Raw genomic sequence first — 19,742 nt, 5'->3', positions numbered from 1 at the left:
TTCACCGATCGTGGGAGCCGCCGTGTCGACATTCCTGTACAGCCTGGGTCGCTGGTCATTCCGTCACCCCTGGCGCGTGCTCTCCGCCTGGCTGCTGGTCCTCCTCCTCGCCGGCGGCGGCGTGGCGGTGTTCGCGAAGGGCACCGACAACACCTTCGCGATCCCCGGCACCGAGTCGCAGGCCGGACTCGAGATGCTGGACCGCACCTTCCCCCAGGTGAGCGGCGCGAGCGCCGAGATCATCGTCGTCGCGGCCGACGGCTCCAGCGTGCGCGACCAGGCATACCAGGACGCCATCGCCACCACGACGGCCGACATCGGCGAGCTCGACTTCGTCGCGGCCGTCACCGATCCGTACGATGCGCGCATCGACGGCGGCGTCGCCGACGACGACCGCGCCGCCATCGTCCACATCCAATTCTCCGGCGAGGCCACCGCCGTGCCGCAGGCGACCGAAGACGGCCTGCGCGAGGCCGCGACCGCGCTCGGCGCCGCGCTCCCGGCGGGCTCGCAGGCCGTGCTCGGTGGTCAGCTCTTCGCCACGGAGATCCCGGGGGCGTCGCTCACCGAGGCCCTCGGCGTGCTGATCGCCGCGCTCGTGCTCATGGTGACGTTCCGGTCGTTCCTGGTGGCCGGGATGCCGCTGGCCACCGCGATCCTCGGCGTCGCCCTCTCGATCGCGCTCATCTTCATCGCGACCGGTTTCGCCACCGTGTCCGCGACGACGCCGCTGCTGGCGGTGATGCTGGGCCTGGCGGTCGGCATCGACTACGCGCTCTTCATCGTGTCGCGACATCAAGACCAGACGAGGGCGGGAATGGACCCCGAGGAGTCCACCGCCCGCGCCGTCGGGACCGCGGGGTCCGCCGTGGTCTTCGCCGGCATCACGGTGCTCATCGCTCTCATCGGTCTCGGCTTCGCCGGCATCCCGTTCCTCACCACGATGGGCATCGCCGCTTCGGTCGCCGTCGCGATCGCGGTGTGCGTCGGGCTGACGCTGACCCCGGCGCTGCTGGGCTTCGCCGGGGGCCGGGTCGTCGGCTGGGGCTTCGCACGCGCGAAGAAGCGGGCCCGCGGCGCCGACCCCGAACAGCCCGCCGAGCTCGCGCAGGCGGCGGCCGAGCGCGAGCAGCAGGCCGTCGCCGCGGCGTCTCGTGCGGAGCGCAACGGTCCCGCCAGGCGCTGGGTGGGGCTGGTGACACGGCATCCGGTCGTCACCACCGTCGCCGTGATCGCAGTGCTGGGCACGACCGCCATTCCCGCCGCATCGCTCGCCCTCACGCTCCCCAACGCCGGGCAGCTTCCGGAGGGTGATGAGGCGCGCGTCGCGTACGAACTCACGGATGAATTCTTCGGCCCGGGCGCGAACGGCCCGCTGATCATGACCGGCTCCATCGTGACCAGCAACGACCCGCTGACCCTCATGACCGACATCGGCGACGAGATTGCGAAGATCCCCGGCGTCGCCGAGGTCGCTCTCGCCACCCCCAACCAGACCGCCGACACCGGCATCGTGCAGATCGTTCCCGAGACCGCCCCCGACGACCCGCGCACCGCCGATCTCGTCCGCGAGCTCCGCGCGCAGGAGGACCGCCTGTACGACGAGTTCGGCGTGCGCTTGCTCGTGACCGGCTACACCGCCGTCACGATCGACATCTCCGATCAGCTCGGCGCAGCCCTGTTGCCGTTCGGCCTCTTCGTGGTCGGCCTGTCGCTCGTGCTGCTGATGATCGTGTTCCGCTCCATCTGGGTGCCGCTCACCGCAGCGGGCGGATACCTGCTGTCGGTCGCCGCATCGTTCGGCGTCGTGGCGGCGGTGTTCGAGTGGGGCTGGTTCGCCGACGCCCTGCACGTGGCGAAGGTCGGCCCCATCATCAGCTTCATGCCCATCGTGGTCATGGGCGTGCTCTTCGGCCTCGCGATGGACTACCAGGTGTTCCTCGTCTCGCGCATGCGCGAGGACTACGTGCACGCCGACCGCGAGGGGCGCACGCCCCGCGAGGTGGCTCTCGGCGCCGTGCGCAGCGGCTTCGCGGCATCCGCCCGTGTCGTGGTCGCGGCGGCCGTCATCATGTTCGCGGTGTTCGTGGCCTTCGTGCCCGAGGGCGATTCGAGCCTGAAGCCCATCGCGTTGGGTCTCGCCGTGGGCGTCGCCGTGGACGCGTTCCTCGTGCGCATGACCCTCGTGCCCGCGGTCCTCGCCCTCTTGGGCGACACGGCGTGGTGGATGCCGCGCTGGCTCGACCGCCTGCTGCCCAAGCTCGACGTCGAGGGCGAGGCCGTCGAACGCGAGGTGCGCCTGGCCGGCTGGCCCGACGAACCCGCGATCGCCGTCGCCGCCGACGACCTGGCCGCTCCGGGATCCTCGGACGCCGAGGCCCCGGTGTTCGCCGACGTCTCGCTGCGCCTCCGCTACGGCGGGACACTGCTCGTCACCGGCGAGAGCCGGACCACCCGCGCGCTGCTCCTCGCGCTGTCGGGGCGTCTGTCGCGCATCGATGGAAGGCTCCGCGTCGACGGGCTGCTCGTCCCCGAACGGGCAGGCGCCGTGCGCTCGCGCGTCGGGGTCGCATTGCTCGACGATCCGGCCGATGCCGGGCGGGCGGTGGCCGACGCCGTCACCGGTGGCGCTCGCCTCGCCGTCATCACCGACGTGGATCGCCTCGACGACGACGCCCGCGACGAGGTCGCCGCGGTGCTGCGCCACGCGCCCGACGATGCGCGCGAGCGCTCCGGCGATGCGTCATCGCCGTTCACCCTCATCGTCTCGGCCCGCGACGAGCGTCGCGCGCTCGCTCTTCTCTCCGAGGCGCAGCGCCCTGACGTGCAGTCACTCCCGCTGACCACGCCGCGCCGACACCAGCCCGAACCCGAAAGCTTCGCCGATCTCTCCGAGGTGTTCGCATGACTCTCCCCGTCGAGCGCTCCCGCTCGCGCCGACCCGTCACCTGGCTCACGCTCGTGGGTGTGCTGCTCCTGCCGGCGGTGATCGGCGGCATCCTCGTCGGAGCGCTGTACAACCCCACCGAGCGGCTCGGCAACATCACCGCCGCGATCGTGAACGACGACGAACCCGTCGAACTCAACGGGCAGACGGTGCCGCTCGGCCGTCAGCTGACCGGCGGCCTGGTCTCGGGCGCTGCCGACCAGCCGAGCAACATCGACTGGGTGATCTCCAACGACGACGCCGCGGCGGGCCTCGCCGATGGCACGTACACCGCGGTGGTGACGATCCCCGAGAACTTCACGGCCGCCTCCCTCTCCACCCGCCCGGGCGAGACCCCCGAGAGGGCCACGATCGACGTGCAGACGGCGCCCGACGCGCGCGTCGTCGACGGCGCGATCACCTCCCAGCTGGCATCCACCGCCTCCAGCGTCTACGGCAGCGAACTGTCGTCGCAGTACCTCAAGAACGTCTTCCTCGGGTTCACCTCGCTGAGCGATCAGCTGGGTCAGGAGGCGGGCGGCGCCCGTCAGCTCGCCGACGGCGCATCGCAGGCGGCCTCCGGCGCGACCGGCTTGAGCGACGGCCTCGGCCAGCTCTCCGACGGAGCAGGCGAGCTGTCCGGCGGTGTCGGACAGCTCGCGACGGGGGCCGACCAGCTCTCGGGCGGCGTCGGACAACTCGCCGCCGGCGCGGGCGCGCTGTCGAACGGTGTCGGACAGCTCGCCACGGGAGCCGACCAGCTCGCGGGTGGCGCCACCCAGCTCTCCGGCGGGATCGACGGCCTGGCCGGCGGCGCCGGGCAGCTCGCGGATGGCGCCACTCAGCTGGCCGGCGGCACGAGGGAGGCCGCCGCGGGCGTCGGGCAGCTCGCCACCGGCGCCGACGGGATCGCCGCCGGCAACCGGCAGCTGTCCGATCAGATCGGTCAGATCGCGGATGCCATTCCCCCCGGGTTCGAGCAGGCGGCGAACGACGTGGCCGCCGCGGCTCCCCAAGTCCGTGCCGCGCTCGGCACCGCCGCGGCCGACCTGCAACGCCTCGCGGACTCCTGCGACCAGACCGCGACGCCCGACCTCTGCACTCAGCTGCGGGCCGCGTCCGACCGCGCGAATGCCGAGCTGCCGAGGGCGCAGCAGACCGTGGACGACATCGGGCGCGTCGCGGGTCAAGCCGCCGAACTGCCGGCCGGTGTCCGCGCCATCGCCGACGCCAACGCACAGCTGGCCGACGGCGCCGCGGGCCTCGCCACCGGCGCCCGCGATGCCGAGAGCGGCCTCAACACGATCGCCGGGGGCATCGACGGTCTGGCCACGGGTGCCACCGGCCTGCGCGACGGCGCCCGTCAGCTGGGGGGCGGCGCCCAGGCACTCGGTTCGGGCGCCTCGCAACTGGCGGGCGGCCTCGGGCAGACGCGCGACGGTGCGTCCCAGCTCGCGGCCGGAGCCGCAGGAGCGGCGGGCGGCGCCTCCCAGCTGGCCACCGGCGCGCAGACGGCGGCGACCGGTGCGGCGGGGCTGGCCACCGGCGCCGAGGACGCCGAGGATGGCGCGGCTCGACTCGCCGACGGCGTGGGTCAGGTGGCCTCCGGCACCTCCGCGCTCGCGGACGGCCTCGACACCGCCGTCTCTCAGCTGCCGACCTACACCGACGCCGAAGCGACCACGCTCGCCGATGTCGTCGCCGACCCCGTCTCGGCCACCGGTGCCAGCGACTCGCTCTTCGGCCTCGCCGCGGTGCCGCTGCTCGCCATGGCGGTGCTCTGGTTCGGCGGCCTCGCCTCCTTCGTGGCATTCCAGGCCGTGTCGGCGCGCGCCCTGACCAGCCGCCGCCCCTCCGCCCTCGTGGCGCTTCGCGGCTTCGCTCCCGCGGCCGCCGTCGGCGCGGCGCAGGGACTGCTCGTCGCGGCGGTCGTGCAGGTGGCATCCCGCTACGAGTGGGGCGATTGGGCGCTGTTCGCGCTGATCTGCATCGCCGCGGGTATCGCGTTCGCCGCCGTGCACCAGGCGCTGGTGGCCCTCTTCGGAGGCGCCGGGCGATGGGTGGCCGCGGTGATCGGAGCGCTGGCACTGGGCGCGACGATCGTCTCGACGGTGCCGCCGGCGCTGGCTGATGCTGCGGCACTCCTGCCCACCGCTCCGGTCTACGACGCGATGCTCGGCGCCCTGTCGTCGTCCGGCGGCGTCGCGGCCGGTGTGGCCGGCTTGGTCGTCTGGGCCGCGCTGTCGCTGATCGTCACGACGCTGGTCGTCGTCCGCCGCCGCACGACCTCCGCCCGCGCCGCCGCCGTGACCGCCTGATCGCGGCGGCCCGGGCTGGCCGCCCCGGCCGCGCCTGCCGAGGGGGCCCCGGCCGCCCGTCGCCGGGCTTCGGCCGCGCCGGTCGCGGGGGGCGTCAGCCGCATCGCGCCGCCGCCGCCGGGCCGCCGGCGTTGAGGAAGGCTCCTCCCCACGTCGGCTATGCACAGCCAACTCGGTCCGCAACTGCGAGCGAGTCGGGCGGCGGTGTCTTATGGCATCATGCGACCCCTGCCGTTACCTCCCGACTTCGACCGGCCGTTCCACGTGCGCGACGCCGACGTGTTGGGCATCCCCCGACGAAGACTTCTTGCCGGCGACTTGTCCGCGCCGTTCCACGGCGTCCGTCGGCGTGACGACGGCACGGGGATCGAGACCATCTCGGACCTCTGCGAGGCCTTCTTACCGAGGATGGTCGGCGACCAATTCTTCAGTCATGTCACATCAGCAACCCTCTGGGGCATGCCACTCCCGTTCGCCCCGCGCGTACCGCTCCATGTCAGCGCCATCCCACCCGCCCGCGAGCCTCGGGCACGCGGAATCCAGGGACACCGACTCGCGATGCCAACCGACGGCATCACCCTCCTCGGCGGCCTGCCGCTCGCGACCCGAGCGGAGACCTGGGGCCAGCTCGCCCCGGTACTCCGCATCGAAGATTTGGTGGCGGCAGGCGACTGGTGCCTCTCGCACGGTGACTCATGGACGGACCTTGAAGCGGTGGCGCTGCGTGAGCGGCGCCGGGGAGCTGTCCTGCTCCGGGAGGCAGTCGGACTCGTGCGTCAGGGATCGGAATCACCGCGCGAAAGCATCGTGCGGATGATCCTGGTTCGGGCCGGCTTGCCGGAACCCGAACTCAACTGGACGCTGCGGACCGCGGCGGGCGTTTTCGTCGCGCGGCTGGACATGGCCTACCCGAAGCAGCGTGTGGCCGTGGAGTACGACGGCCGTCATCATGCGGACAGCAGCCAGTTCCTGCAGGACGCGGACCGGTGGCGCGCGATCAGCGCAGAGGGCTGGACGCTCGTGCGCGTGGTGGCACACCATCTCGCAACCCCCGAGCGCGACGTCATCGCCCCGGTCCGTCGCGCGCTCCGGGACGCATCCCTCCGTTGAGTGTCCACGACACGCCGTCTGGCGGACACTCGACACGGCGTGTCGTGGACACTCAACGCTGGTCGCCGTCCGCGCCGCGTCGTCGGCGCGGCGCGACGCCCCAGCCCCTATGCCCGCGGCCGATCGTCGAGTGTCCACGACACGCCGTCTATGACAGAGGGGCAGCGGCGTGTCGTGGACACTCAACGGATGCCGCAGGCGCATGGCACCTCGGGCGCCAGACGCGGAGGAGGAGGGGCCGGACCGCAGCACATGAGGGACCCCGGCGGCCCGGCGACCCCGCTCTGGCAGCCCGCGACCCGGCGACCCCGCACCCGCGCAGCCCGGTGGCCCCGCCGCCCCGCAACCCGTTGACCACGCACCCGCGCAGCCCGGCGACCCCGCTCTCGCAGCCCGCGACCCGGCGACCCCGCACCCGCGCACCCCGGTGGCCCAGCTGCCCCGCAAGCCGTTGACCACGCACCCGCGCAGCCCGGCGACCCCGCTCTCGCAGCCCGCGACCCGGCGACCCCGCACCGCGGTGGCCCAGCCGCCCCGCGACCCGGCGACCCCGCACCCGCGCAGCCCGGTGGCCCAGCTGCCCCGCAACCCGTTGACCACGCACCCGCGCAGCCCGGCGACCCCGCTCTCGCAGCCCGCGACCCGGCGACCCCGCACCCGCGCACCCCCAGCCGCCCCGCGACCCGGCGACCCCGCACCCGCGCAGCCCGGTGGCCCAGCCGCCCCGCGACCCAGTAGCCCCGCACCCGCGCAGCCCGGTGGCCCCGCCGCCCGGCGGTCCAGTGTCTTCACAGCGCAGCGGCCCAGCGACCTCGCATTCCATTCCGCGGGCGCGCCAGCGCCCCGACCCAACGCCTCAGCAACAGCGCAGCCCACCGCGCCGCGTCAGCGCCCCAGCCTCTTGGCGCCCGGGCGACCGCGCGGAGCGTCCCTGAGGTAGAGCATTCACGGCCCCGACACCCTGGCGCCCCCACCCGCCGGGCACCGCACGGGCCAAGCACCCCCCGCGCGCCCGGCACCCCACGCGCTCGGCACCTTCCGCCCCGTCCACCGCAGGCCGGGGACGAAAAGAGGGCCCGCCCGGCGGCACCGGACGGACCCTGACAGCGCGGCGACGGACGTCAGGTCGTCAGACCCGAGTACGCGTGCAGGCCCTTGAAGAAGACGTTGACGATGGTGAAGTTGAACAGCACCGCGGTGAAGCCGATGATCGACAGCCATGCGGACCGCGTGCCGCGCCAGCCGCGGGTCGCGCGGGCGTGGATGTATCCGGCGTAGAGCACCCAGATGACGAAGGTCCACACTTCCTTGGTGTCGAAGCCCCAGTACCGGCCCCACGCGTCGTTCGCCCAGATGGAGCCGGCGATGAGGGTGAAGGTCCAGAAGATGAAACCGACGATGGCGAAGCGGTACGCCAGCGACTCCAGCGCGTCGGCCGACGGCACGGTGCTCAGGAAGCTGCGCTTCGGTGTGGCGTCGCCCGATGCCTCGGCGAGCTTGCGCTCCCGGCGCGTCTGGACGAGCTGCACCACCGACAGACCGAAAGCCAGGGCGAACAACGCCGTCGCGAGGCTCGCGACGAAGACGTGCACGACGAGCCAGATCGACTTCAGCGGGTCGGCCAGCGGAACCACCTCGACGTGGAACGCCAGGGTCGCCCCGCCGAGCAGCAGCACCGCGAGCCCCGTCATGAGCGAGCCCAGGAAGCGCAGGTCGTAGCGGGTCAGCACGGCGAGGTAGACCGCGACGATCAGCAGCAGCCCGGTGAGGGCGAACTCGTACATGTTCGACCACGGCACGCGCTCGGCCGCGATTCCGCGCAGCACCGTGGCGACGAGGTGGAACACGAACCCGAGCGCCGTGAGCACCGTTCCGAGTCGGGCCCAGAGGTAGCGGGGCTTCGTCGTGGCACCGGATGCCGCGGACCCGGCGCCGGAGGAGATCACTCCCCCACCGCCCGCGGTCACGAGCTCGCGGGAGACGACCTCGTCCTTCGCCTTCAGCGCGAGGTCGGAGCGACGCGCGAGGTCGATCGCGTAGGCGATGAACGCCAGCACGTAGATGGCGACCGCCGTCCAGACCAGGAGGAGGGAGATCTCATCGAGGAGAAGCGGATCGGTTCCGGGCATGGTGTCAGTCTACTTTTCGGTCTCGCCGGTGGGGGCGGCGTCGGGGTCGCCGGGCCCTGGTCGGCTTTGGGGAGGAAGGGTGGCGCCGTGCTTCTCGGCGAGCTGGTCGACCGCCGCGGCGAGCGTCGGATCCTCACCACGGGCCAGACCGGCGTATTCGATGCGCACGCCCTCGGCGACAGCAGTCGCCTTGACCCACATCCGTCGACGCGGCACGAAGAGGGCGGCGAGCAGGCCGAACAGAGCCAGCAGCGCGAACGACAGCACCCACGGGCCGGCCAGGTCGCGGTGGATCGACAGCGACGCGAAGCGCTTGACCGACCCGTCGTAGCCGCTGGCTCCCGCGGGCGCCTCGTTCTCGAACGTGATGGTCCCGAGGCCGTTGGGCAGGTCCTGCGTCTCGCCGGGCATGAGCTGGATCGCGGGGGTGCCGCTGTCGCCGCCGGCGATCTGCGTCATACCCGAGGGATCGAGCGTGTAGACCGAGCGGGGCGTGCCGTCGTCGATGCCGAGGTCGCCCTCGTACACCCGCAGCGTCAGCACCGGGTACTCGAGGTCGCCGTAGGTGGAGGTCAGCGCGCCCGAGGACAGCACGTCCATCGTCGGGTAGAAGAAGCCCAGCAGACCGAGCTGCTCCGGCAACCCGTCGGCGACCTTGATCACGCCGAGCGAGGTCATGTTGGCATCCTGCGGAAGGAAGGCCACCGAGTCGTGGAACACTTCCCGCCCGTCGGCGTCGCGGATCGTGACGGTGGGCGCGTAGCCGTTTCCGAGCAGGTAGACGCGGTCGCCCTGGACGTCGAGCGGGTGATTCACGCGCACCTCGCCGTCCTGCGGGTCGCCACCGGGGGCCTGCGTCGTCACATGCGCGACGAAATCGCCCGCCTGGCCGGATCCGGGCTGCCCGGGAGGCACGTAGTTCACGTCGAACTGATCGAGCGTCATCGAGTAGGGCGTGAGGGTGTCGCCGCTGACGAAGCGCCCCGGGTTGAACGAGGAGTAGTCGAGCAGGCTGTTGGCGAACGCCTGCCCCTCCACGAGCACGCGCTGCCCGGTATAGGTGAAGCCGCCGCCGACGCCGACGGCGATGAGCACGCCTACCAGGGCCGCGTGGAAGACGAGGTTGCCCGTCTCGCGCAGGTAGCCGCGCTCCGCCGACACCGAGAAGGTTCCGCGTCCGTCGTAGCGGGCGATCCGGTAGCCGCTCTTGCGCAGCTGCGACGCCGCACTGTCGATCGCGGCCGCCGCGACGGCATCCCTGTCCCCCTCGACGGCGAGCGTGCGCGAACGGTGATCGTCCAGGCGCGACAGGCGCGCGGGCGTGCGCGGGGGCTGCGAGCGCAGGGCCTTCCAGTGGTGCTTGGTCCGGGGCAGCACGCACCCGATCAGCGAGATGAACAGCAGCAGGTAGATCGCCGAGAACCAGGGCGACGTGTAGACGTCGAACAGGCTGAGCTTGTCGAGCACCGGCGCGAGGTCGGGGTTGTCGGTGAAGTACTGCGTCACGCCGTTGGGGTCGGCGCTGCGCTGGGGCACGAGCGAACCCGGCACCGCGGCGATCGCGAGCAAGAGCAGGAGCACCAGGGCGGTGCGCATCGACGTGAGCTGGCGCCAGCCCCAGCGCGCCCAGCCGATGACCCCGAGGCGCGGCTGCGTGATGTCGTCGGGACCGGATGCCAGGTCTGCGTCGGCGTGGTCCGACGGACGCAGGACGCCGTCGGAGCGTTCCGGCCGCCCGCCGTCAGAGGGGGAGCTGGACACTGCCGATCACCCCCTGCAGGGTCGACATCCACTGCCCCCACACGCCCGTCACCATCAGCAGGCCGAGCACGATGAGCAGGACCCCGCCGATGATGTTGACCACTCGGATGTGCCGGCGCACGAAAGACACCGACCGCGTCGCCCACCCGAAGCCGAGGGCGAGGAGCAGGAACGGGATGCCGAGACCCAGCGAGTAGGCCAGCCCCAGGAGGGCGGCGCGACCGGGGTCGCCCAGGTTGTACGACACCGACAGGATCGCCGCCAGCGTGGGGCCGATGCACGGCGTCCACCCGATTCCGAGCGCGACACCGAGGAGAGGGGCTCCGATGAGTCCGAGGTTGCCGCGGGACTGCATGCGCACCGACCGCTGCGCGACGCCGAAGAGACCGATGAAGACGAGCCCCATGAGGATGATCACGACCCCGAGGATGCGCGTGATGACATCGCCGTAGCGGACGAAGAACGCGCCCGCCGCGCCGCCGAGGAAGTTGAACGTCATGAACACGGCCGTGAATCCCGCGATGAACAGCAGCGTCCCCCCGAGCAATCGGCCCCGTCCCGGAGCGGATGCCGAGCCCCCGCGCGGGGCGACGGCACCGCCGATGTAGCCGAGGTACCCCGGCACGAGCGGCAGGACGCAGGGCGACAGGAACGAGATGAGACCGGCGGCCAGGGCGATGGGGACGGCGAGCCACAGCGCCCCGTCGAAGACGAGGGCTCCCGGATTCACGCGTCCTCCGCGACGACGGTGCGCACGACCGCTTCGAGGATCGAGGCCTCGGGGAGCTCGCCGACGATGCGTGCCGCGACGCGGCCCTGTTTGTCGAGCACGAGAGTCGTGGGGGTGGCGTTGATGGGCGTCTTGTCGGCGAACGCGAGCTTGAGCTCAGCGTCGCCCACGGCCATGGCGCTCGGGTACGACACGCCGTGATCGCGGGCGAACGACAGTGCCGTGGCGGGCTGGTCGTACGTGTTGATGCCGAGGAACGCCACGTCCTGGCCCTGGAAGCTCTGGTAGGCCTGCTCCAGGCGGGGCGCCTCGATGATGCACGGACCGCAGGTGGCGTACCAGAAGTTCACGACGAGCACGGTGCCGGCGTAGTCCGCGCTGGACACCGCGGCACCGCTGTCGAGCGTGCCGGTGAACTCCACGGGTTCCCCGCGGTTCTCGGCCGGGATCTCGGCGGTCTGGAAACCGTTCGCGGCGATGTAGCCCTTGTTGTCGCCCGCGCGGTACTGGTCGGCCAGCGGGTCGGCGGTGCAGGCCGCCAGGCCCAGCACGAGGGCCGCCGCAGCGGTCAGAGACCCGGCGGCGGTGAGGATTCGGCGCATCACACGGCTCCTACGTCGACGGCTCCGGCGGTCGAGGCCGGCTCGGCGTACGCCACCTCGACCCAGCGCGTCGAGCCGTCGGCGCCGTCTCGCCGTTCGAAGCTCGTCACGCTCGACAGCGCGCAGCGGCGCTTGCGGGGGTCGTGGCGGGTGGGTTGGCGGGAGAGGGCGAGGTGGGTCACCCAGATCGGCAGCTGATGCGAGACGACGACGACGTCTCCCGCGGACACGCGCTCCCACGCATCGGTCATGGCATCCGTCATCCGAGCGACGATGCGCTCATAGGGTTCGCCCCAGCTGGGGATGGCGGGCCGCTGGAGGTGCCGCCAGTTCAGGGGGTTGGCCAGCGCCTGCTTCATGCGCCGCCCCTCGAAGACGTTGGTCGGCTCGATGACGCGGTCGTCGATGTACGCCTCGACGCCGAAGAGCTCCGAGAAGGGCTCGGACGACTCGCGCGTGCGCTGCAACGGCGAGACCACGAGCCCCGTGACAGGGCGATCCAGGCCCTGCACGTACTCCGCGGCCTGGCGGGCCATGCGACGGCCGTCGACGCTCAGACCGAATCCGGGGAGCCGACCGTACAGCACGCGACGGGGGTTGTAGACCTCTCCGTGGCGCACGAGATGGAGGCGATCGGCGGGCACGATGCCAGTCTAGGCGCGGGGTCTGTGGTCTGACTGAGTCCGGATGCCGGTTGCCTCGACGTGGAGATAACCGCCCGGGTCAGGCGTCTTTGCGCGCCGCGAGCAGCGACCGGATGCGGTTGTAGAGGAACAACGCCACACCGATCCCGACCGCCGCGATCACGACGTACTGCAGGATCGAGGCGTACTCCTCGACGATGTGCCAGTTCTCACCCAGCAGGTAGCCCGACAGCACGAAGATGGTGTTCCAGATGAGGCTGCCGGCGCCGGTGAGCAGGCCGAAGCGCCACATCGGCATCTTCGAGACGCCCGCAGGAATCGAGATGAGGCTGCGGAAGATCGGGATCATGCGCCCGAAGAACACGGCCTTACCGCCGTGGCGCTCGAACCAGGCCACCGTGCGGTCGACGTCTTCGGGGTGCAGCAGCGGCATCTTCGCGGCGAAGGCGCGCAGGCGCGCGGCCCCCAGCCAGCGGCCGAGACCGTAGAGCATGAACGCGCCGACGACCGAACCGATCGTCGTCCACAGCAACGCCTCGAACAGCGTGAACGATCCGCGGCTCGCGGTCAGCCCCGCCATCGGCAGCACGACCTCGCTGGGCAGCGGCGGGAAGAGGTTCTCGAGCGCGATGGCGACGCCGGCGCCCACGGGGCCGATGATCTCCATGAGCGACACGGTCCAGTCGGCCAGAGACGTCAGCCACGACTGTCCTTCTCCGGAGCCGGAGGTCGACCGCACAGGGGCGAGGGTGAGGGTGGTGTCGGTCATCGGGTGCCTTCGCGCTCGGTGATCGGCCGCCCGAACGGACGCCCCTCCCAGGCTAGAGCCCGAGGGTGCGCCGATCCTGGGGGTTGCCCCCGAGGCGGTCGGGATGCCGCGGGCCCGGTCGGCCCGCGGGCGCGGACGTAGACTGGTGGATCGTGAGCGAACGCGTCCTGGTCAACCAGCTGAAATCCCTCCCCGCCGGCCCCGTCGAGGTGTCGGGATGGGTCGAAACCGTGCGCGATCAGAAGAAGGTGCAGTTCGTCGTCCTCCGCGACGAGACCGGCGCGGTGCAGCTCGTGAATCCGGCGACCCGCCCCTCCGACCCTTCGACAGGCTCAGGGACCGACCCCGAGCAGGATGCCGCCGCCCTCGCGCTCACCGAGACGATCGGTGGTCTCGCGACGGGGACGTTCCTGACCGTCCGCGGCGAGCTGAAGCACGACGAGCGCGTCAAGCTCGGCGGAGTCGAGATCAAGGTCGGCGAGCTCGTGATCGCGGCCGCGGCCAACCCCGAGACGCCCATCGCGGCCGACAGCAGCCCCGACAAGCGCATGGACTACCGCTTCATCGACCTGCGTCAGCGCCGCAACAACCTGATCTTCCGCGTGCAGACGACCCTCGAGCACGCGATGCGCACGTACTGGGTGGAGCGCGACTACATCGAGGTGCACTCCCCCAAGCTCATGGCATCCCCCTCCGAGAGCAACGCGGAACTGTTCGAGGTGCCCTACTTCGAGGACAAGACGGCCTACCTCGCGCAGAGCCCGCAGTTCTTCAAGCAGATGGCCCAGGTCGCCGGCTTCGGCAAGATCTTCGAGATCGCGCCCGCCTTCCGCGCCGACCCCTCGTTCACCAGCCGTCACGCGACCGAGTTCACCTCGATCGATGCCGAGATCAGCTGGATCGACTCGCACGAAGACGTCGCCCGCATGCAGGAGGAGCTGCTGCAGACGGCGTTCCAGGCCGTCGCCGACAAGCACGGCGCCGAGATCCAGGAGCTGTTCGGCGTCGAGGTGCAGGTGCCCGCCCTCCCCTTCCCGCGCATCCCGCTCGCCGAGGCGCGCGAGATCGTCGCGGCACGCGGGTACGACATCCCGCGCACCGACGGCGACCTCGACCCCGAGGGTGAGCGTCAGATCGCCGCGCACGTCGCCGAGACGTTCGGGCACCAGTTCGTGTTCATCACCGACTACCACCCCGAGATCCGCGCGTTCTACCACATGCGCGATGAAGAGACCGGGCTGACGAAGTCGTACGACCTGCTCTTCAACGGTGTCGAGATCACCACCGGCGCCCAGCGCGAGCATCGCGTCGACGTGCTGATCGAGCAGGCGAAGGAGAAGGGTCTCGACCCCGAGCACCTCGACTTCTACCTCGACTTCTTCCGCTTCGGCGCCCCGCCGCACGGCGGGTTCGGCATGGGCCTGGCTCGCGTGCTCATGCTCCTGCTGGGCGAGTCCTCGATCCGCGAAGTGACCTACCTCTTCCGCGGACCGACCCGCCTCGCGCCGTAAGCGGCGGCGGGCGGGCGTCGCCCGCGGCACCCGCCTGCGCCGTCGTGGCCGTGTTCACGGTCGCGCAGGATTCGAGCGAACGACGCCCGGGGTTCACTCCCCGGGCGTTCGTGCGTCATGGACGACGTCTAGCGTCGGGGCATGGTCGCCGTCACGCCCGTGGACCCCTCGGCATCCGCGAGCGCGTCGCGCCCCCGAGGGTGGTCGATCGTCCTGCGGGGGGTGAGCCGGGAGCGGGCCGGCCGGCGGGTGCTGCACGACATCGATCTCGACATCGAACCGGGAACCATCGTGGCGATCGTCGGGCCGTCGGGATGCGGTGCCTCGACGCTGCTGAGACTGGTCGCAGGTGCCGAACGCGCCGACGCCGGAATCGTCAGCGTCGACGGTCGCATCGGGGCCACGGCACCTCGCATCTGTCAGGTGGGCGATCGCGTGCCGGCCGCCCGGTTCGCCCGCGTGCAGGCATCGGTGACGGCGGCGGCGCGGAATGCGGACGTCCTGGATGCCGCCGACGAGGCGGCTCGCCTCTGCGCCCTCGTCGGCCTGGAGTCGCCGGATGCCGTCGTCTCCCGGCTCGCGCAGGGGGACCGCCAGCGCTGGGCGCTCGCCCGGGCGTTGGCGCGCCGTCCGCGCGCGGTCGCGCTCGACGACGCGCTGGCCGCCCTGCACACCGCGGCCCGGATCCGGACGCGCGATCGCCTCGCGAGAGAACTGCGCGAGCGCGGGGTGACGACGCTGTGGGCGACGCGGGACACGGCGGAGGCCCGCCGCGGTCGCCGACGAACTCGTGGTCATGGACGGCGGCAGGATCGTCGACCGGGGGTCCCCGGCCGAAGTCTACGCACGGGTGGAGAACGCCGCTGTCGCGGAGGTCCTCGGACCGGTGAGCACCGTGCCGGGGATCGTCGAAGGAACCGTCGTGGAGGTGTGGGGCCAGCGCCTCCCCCTCGCCCGTGCCGCCCACGACGGTCACTGCGAGGTCGTCGTGCGTCCGGAGCACGTCGTCCTCGTCGGCGCGGACGCGCCGGGCATCGACGCGGTCGTCGAACAGACGACGTTCCTGGGCAGCGTGCGGCGTTCGACGGTGGTCACGGGAGACGGTCGTCGCGTCCTTCTCGAGCACGCCGCAGACCGACGCCTGGACGACGAGGCGCGCGTGCGCATCGCCCTTGCGCCGGTGCCGGCGAACGTCCTCGCTCGCGCATGACGCGAAGGGGGCCCCGGCGAACCGGGACCCCCCGTGCGCTCAGACCTCTCGGCGCCGACGCCTCCGGGCGACGACGGTCGCCAAACCGCCTGCAACGACGATCAGGCATCCCGCGACCGCCAGCGCTGCAGCGGCGGACGTGTCGCCGCCGGTCGCCGCGAGGCGCGCCGCCGCGGCGGCGGCCGCGGGACGAGCGTCGTCCTTGCCGATGGGGCCGGGAACCAGCCCGCTCGCGCCCGAATCCCCCGTCGGACGCGGCTCGGGTGAGCGCGTCGGTTCGGGCGTCGGCTGAGGTGCGGGGGCGGGCGCATCGGCCGTGACGACGCCGACGCGCACGTGCGCGCCGAGTCCGCGCCGATCGTCGAGGTCGAGCGCCACGACCGTCTGGGCATCGCCGGTGGTCGCTTGCGCGTTCAGCGTGAACACGGCGCTGCGCCCGGGCACCGTGATGCGGGTGTCGGGGGCGATCGCGCCCGCCGCGATCGTCTGCCCGGCGACCGTGCCTCCGCCCGTGGTCACGGTGGCGCCGTCCGGGGTCACGGTCAAACGGACGTCCGTCAGGGAGACCGCGAGCGCGGTGCCGGGATACAGCGTGACCGTGTCGAGCGCGACGGAGGACCGGGTCGCGGAACTCGACGTCTCGATGCCGGCCACCGCGACCTGGCCCGCGTATCCGTCGGTCACGACGGCACCCGCGACACGGGCCTCCGACGAGACGGTCCCGCCGGTCGCGCCGCGGTCGGCGACGAACGCCGGAGCGATCGCCGACGGGCCCACGGCATCCACCGCGAACGCGTACCGCGGCGGAAGCGTCGCCGACGGCGAGGGGGTGGGCTGCGGCGTCGGCTCGGGCGTCGTGCCGGGACTCCAGCGCACGGTGCCGAGGCTCACCGCGGGGTAGGTGCCGGTGAGGTCCTCGTAGCGCAGGGCCGTGATGAGCACGCTGCCGTCGGCCTGCGTCACCCGCTCGTTGAAGTGGACGCGCACCCGTTCCGCGCCGTTCGGGTCGAGGCCCGTGTAGAGGTCGGTTCCGGTGTTGATCCAGACGCCGTTGACGAACACGGCCGATCCCGTGTCGCGGAACGCCACGCGGGAGGTGCCGTTGGCCGCCACGTCGAGGGTCAGGCCGTACACCCGCAGCGCCGACCACATGTACTCCCCCACAGAGGAGGTGTCGGGCACCTGCCGGAACGTTCCGATCGAGACGGAGCTCGAACCGTCGGCGGCGTGCGCCACCGCCACGTCGGTCGCGGACGACGCCGATCCGACGCTTCGGACGTTCTGCGCCTGCACCGCGCCCTCGGCATCCACGTGCGGGGCACCGGGGATGAGGACGCCGCCGCCCGGTGCGGTCACCGTGACGCCCGAGACGAGGGAGGGAGCGATGACGGTCGTCGGCGTGCACGCGGCGACCCCGAGGCGCACCCGCCAGATCTCCGACCATCCGGCCTCGCCCTCGATGCGCAACGCCGTCACCTGGACGCGTCCGCGGTCGACGACCCGTTCACCGATGATGAGGCGGGTCGACCCCCACGTGGGCGATGTCGGGAGCGACACGGTGTACCCCGCCGCCAGCTTGCCCGGGTCGAGCACGTCCTTGCCATCGACGGTGAGCGTGTCGAAGGCGATGGACGTGCTGCCGTCGGTGGCGCACGTGGCGCGCAGGCCGGTGAAAGCCACCGGTACGCGATCACGCAGCTGGAACGTGCCGCTGGCGATCGTCGCCTGGGCGCCGTCGGAGGCCGCACGGCTGGTGAGCCCCTGCGTCTGCGTCGTGTTGAGCGTGAGGACGTCGGAGGTGGATGCCAAAGAGTTCTCGACGGTGTCGCCGCTCGACCATTCGCTCAGGGGCGCGGGAGCCTGCAGGGTTCCCCCGTCCGCGTCGAGCATCTGGATGCCGAACGCCGAGGTCCGAGCGATGGTGGACGCAGCGACGGCCGGCGCCATTCCCGCTCCCATCAGGGCAGCGGCGATGAGCACGGCGGCGGCGGCGCGGACGGAGGGGAAGCGGGGACGGGCGCCGCGGGTCATCGTTCTGCTCCGAATCGGTCGAGGAAGTCGCCACCGCGGGGGATGCCGATGCCGGTGACGGGGTCCCACCCGGGGGCGGACTGAAGGGATTGCGGACGGGTGTCCCACAGGTACAGCGTCTCGAGCCAGAGCTGACCGGTGCTCGCCGCACGGCGGTACCACGTGCCGGCGGATGCCGGAACGACGTCGCGGAATGCGGAGGACCCGGCGAGGTCGTACAGGTACGGCGCCGCCAGGCCGACCTGCACCCCCGTGCGCGCCTTGGCGATGGCGACCATCGAGGCGACCATGGGCGTGGCGAGGCTCGTTCCGCCGTGGGCTTCGTAGGCGAGCGTGTCGCCGCGGGGGACGGCGATCGTGAACCCGGTGTTGGGGTCGGCGAGCGAGGCCACATCGGGCACAAGACGTCCGGTGCCCGCGTGCGCGATCCGCGCGCTCTGCCAGCTCGGACGCGGCGAGAAGACCGATTCGCCGCCACCGGCACCGTAGAGGAACCCCGGCGGGATGATCCCACCGTTCTGAGCGAAGCGGGTCTGCACTTCCCAGCCCGCCTCGACCTCGACACGGTCGTCGGCATCGAGGCCGATGCTGGCACCCCCGACGGCCGTGATGTACGGGCTCGACGCGGGCGTGGCCACGTCGGTCTCGTCGTGGTGGTCGCCGGCGAGGGAGTAATCTCCGTCGTTGCCGCTCGAGGCGAAGACCGAGACGCCACGCGATGCGGCCTCGACGAGAACGCGGTTCAGGAGCGTGCGGTCGGCGTCGGTGTCGAGGTCTTCGGGACCGCCGAACGACAGCGAGACGACGCTCGGGCGGACCGGGGCCTCGACGGCGTCCAGCACGCGCAGGTAGAGCGTCGAGGCGAGGCAGTCGTTCGCACCCCAGTACACGATGTCGGCGTCGGGCGCGACGGCGTGCACCGCCTGGACGTCGAGGTGCTGTTCCACGGTCCACGCCGACGGCCCGCCGCAGCGGGTCGTGTCGGGCGCGGCGGGCGGCTCATGGGTGTACTGGCCGGCGCGCAGAGCCGGCAGGCCCTGACCGGTGAAATACGTATCGGTGTTCGCGGCGACCCGATCGTCGTCGAAGACGCCGACGATCGCGACCGTCGCCCCCGCTCCGGTGGCGTCGCTCGGCAGTTCGTGCACGGCGCGCAGCTGGGCGGGACCGTAGCCGCACAGAGCGTTGGAGCGGTGCTCGACGGCGACGGACGCGGGCCAGGACGCCGAGAGCGTCTGTCCCCAGTACTCGGCGCAGTCGTCGGTGCGCTCGGGCGCCGCGGCGGTGGTCGGACGCATCGCCTCGGTGTCGACGAGACCCGCCACGCTCTCGATGACCGTGAGGCCCGCGGGGACGGAGAGGTCGCGTGTCGGCGCCACAGCGGCGCGACCGCCGACGAGGGTCTCACCGAAAGAGGTGTCGAACACACGCGCGATCGTCGACGTACGGCCGGTGAAGGTGAGCGCGTGGATGCTCGCTCGCTCGCCCGTGACGGTGAGGCCGTTCTGCACGAGCCAGTCGCGGACTCCTGCGACCTCGGTGGAGCCCGCCGATTCGGCGAGGAGCACGGATGCCGTGAGGTGCGCGTCGTGCGCCGTGTCGGCCGCGCCCGCCGCCCAGGCGGGCGCGGTCGCGGCGAGGATGCGCCGCGCCTCTGTCGTCGGCTGTTCTGCGGGGGGCGGGGAACCGCACGCGGTGGTCGTCGCCAGCGCGGCGACGACCAGCGCGACGAGGGGGGTCGTCGGACGACGACGGGACTGTGGACGCATGTGCATCTTTCTCGAGAGGGGTCGGCTCGGGATGGCCGTCGGCGAGCCTATCGATACTGATAACCGTTCTCATAAAGAGGCAGACAGCGGCGCGTTTCTCGCGACACCCACCCCGACGAGCGACCGCCGCAGCCCCGACGCGAGCGCGAAGAGGGGACGCTGACGACGGACGCTCGAGCGCCCTCGGCTCGATCAGCGGCACTCTCCGCGGTTCTCGCGAACAGAACCGACC

13 protein-coding genes and 1 pseudogene are annotated in these 19,742 nt (G+C 72.1%); 6 read left to right on the top strand and 8 right to left on the bottom strand.

Going from position 1 to position 19,742, the window contains the following annotated elements; all coding sequences use genetic code 11:
- Window positions 1–22 precede the first annotated feature (22 nt).
- The 3 genes from QE392_RS07330 to QE392_RS07320 all read left to right on the top strand — a co-directional run bounded on the left by QE392_RS07330 (window position 23) and on the right by QE392_RS07320 (window position 6,354).
- A complete protein-coding gene (locus QE392_RS07330) occupies window positions 23–2,908 on the top strand; it encodes an MMPL family transporter (protein ID WP_307450164.1) in 2,886 nt (961 codons plus the stop codon).
- Window positions 2,905–5,244 carry a YhgE/Pip domain-containing protein gene (locus tag QE392_RS07325; RefSeq protein WP_307450162.1) on the top strand — a complete coding sequence of 780 codons (2,340 nt, stop codon included), beginning with the start codon at window positions 2,905–2,907 and terminating at the stop codon, window positions 5,242–5,244. The genes QE392_RS07330 and QE392_RS07325 overlap by 4 nt, the downstream gene beginning before the upstream one ends.
- Window positions 5,245–5,463: 219 nt before the next feature.
- Window positions 5,464–6,354, top strand: coding sequence for an endonuclease domain-containing protein (locus QE392_RS07320; RefSeq protein WP_307450160.1), 891 nt, complete (start codon window positions 5,464–5,466; stop codon window positions 6,352–6,354).
- Between the two features lie 1,121 nt (window positions 6,355–7,475).
- On the opposite strand, the gene ccsB is transcribed toward QE392_RS07320, so the two are convergent.
- From ccsB to QE392_RS07290, 6 genes are all read right to left on the bottom strand, one after another.
- Window positions 7,476–8,483 (bottom strand): c-type cytochrome biogenesis protein CcsB, encoded by a 1,008-nt coding sequence (gene ccsB, locus QE392_RS07315; protein WP_307450158.1) that lies wholly within the window; start codon window positions 8,481–8,483, stop codon window positions 7,476–7,478.
- 9 nt (window positions 8,484–8,492) lie between these two features.
- Window positions 8,493–10,244, bottom strand: a complete 1,752-nt coding sequence (resB, locus tag QE392_RS07310; protein WP_307450156.1) for a cytochrome c biogenesis protein ResB — start codon at window positions 10,242–10,244, stop codon at window positions 8,493–8,495.
- A complete protein-coding gene (locus tag QE392_RS07305; protein WP_307450155.1) occupies window positions 10,225–10,974 on the bottom strand; it encodes a cytochrome c biogenesis CcdA family protein in 750 nt (249 codons plus the stop codon). The genes resB and QE392_RS07305 overlap by 20 nt, the downstream gene beginning before the upstream one ends.
- The gene (locus QE392_RS07300) at window positions 10,971–11,576 is read right to left on the bottom strand and encodes a TlpA family protein disulfide reductase (protein WP_307450154.1); all 606 of its coding nucleotides are present in this window, start codon (window positions 11,574–11,576) and stop codon (window positions 10,971–10,973) included. Before QE392_RS07300 ends, QE392_RS07305 begins: the two co-directional genes overlap by 4 nt.
- Window positions 11,576–12,220, bottom strand: a complete 645-nt coding sequence (locus tag QE392_RS07295; protein WP_307450153.1) for a histidine phosphatase family protein — start codon at window positions 12,218–12,220, stop codon at window positions 11,576–11,578. The genes QE392_RS07300 and QE392_RS07295 overlap by 1 nt, the downstream gene beginning before the upstream one ends.
- Before the next feature lie 79 nt (window positions 12,221–12,299).
- The gene (locus tag QE392_RS07290) at window positions 12,300–12,989 is read right to left on the bottom strand and encodes a DedA family protein (RefSeq protein WP_307450151.1); all 690 of its coding nucleotides are present in this window, start codon (window positions 12,987–12,989) and stop codon (window positions 12,300–12,302) included.
- A gap of 152 nt (window positions 12,990–13,141) precedes the next feature.
- Between QE392_RS07290 and aspS the strand changes: the two genes are divergently transcribed.
- The 3 genes and pseudogenes from aspS (at window position 13,142) to QE392_RS07280 (ending at window position 15,710) form a co-directional block, all read left to right on the top strand.
- Window positions 13,142–14,500 carry an aspartate--tRNA(Asn) ligase gene (aspS, locus tag QE392_RS07285; RefSeq protein WP_307450149.1) on the top strand — a complete coding sequence of 453 codons (1,359 nt, stop codon included), beginning with the start codon at window positions 13,142–13,144 and terminating at the stop codon, window positions 14,498–14,500.
- A 141-nt stretch (window positions 14,501–14,641) separates the two neighbouring features.
- Window positions 14,642–15,148, top strand: a pseudogene (locus QE392_RS17520) (ATP-binding cassette domain-containing protein); the annotation flags it as partial.
- 202 nt (window positions 15,149–15,350) lie between these two features.
- Window positions 15,351–15,710, top strand: a complete 360-nt coding sequence (locus QE392_RS07280; RefSeq protein WP_307450146.1) for a TOBE domain-containing protein — start codon at window positions 15,351–15,353, stop codon at window positions 15,708–15,710.
- Between the two features lie 39 nt (window positions 15,711–15,749).
- On the opposite strand, the gene QE392_RS07275 is transcribed toward QE392_RS07280, so the two are convergent.
- Complete coding sequence (locus QE392_RS07275) at window positions 15,750–17,741, bottom strand: hypothetical protein (RefSeq protein WP_307450144.1); 1,992 nt, start codon at window positions 17,739–17,741, stop codon at window positions 15,750–15,752.
- Window positions 17,738–19,510 carry a S53 family peptidase gene (locus tag QE392_RS07270; protein WP_307450142.1) on the bottom strand — a complete coding sequence of 591 codons (1,773 nt, stop codon included), beginning with the start codon at window positions 19,508–19,510 and terminating at the stop codon, window positions 17,738–17,740. The genes QE392_RS07275 and QE392_RS07270 overlap by 4 nt, the downstream gene beginning before the upstream one ends.
- Window positions 19,511–19,742: the final 232 nt, after the last annotated feature.

This window comes from Microbacterium proteolyticum (genome assembly GCF_030818075.1).
Taxonomy (GTDB): Bacteria; Actinomycetota; Actinomycetes; order Actinomycetales; family Microbacteriaceae; genus Microbacterium; species Microbacterium proteolyticum_A.
This window is presented reverse-complemented; position numbering and strand designations above follow the sequence as displayed.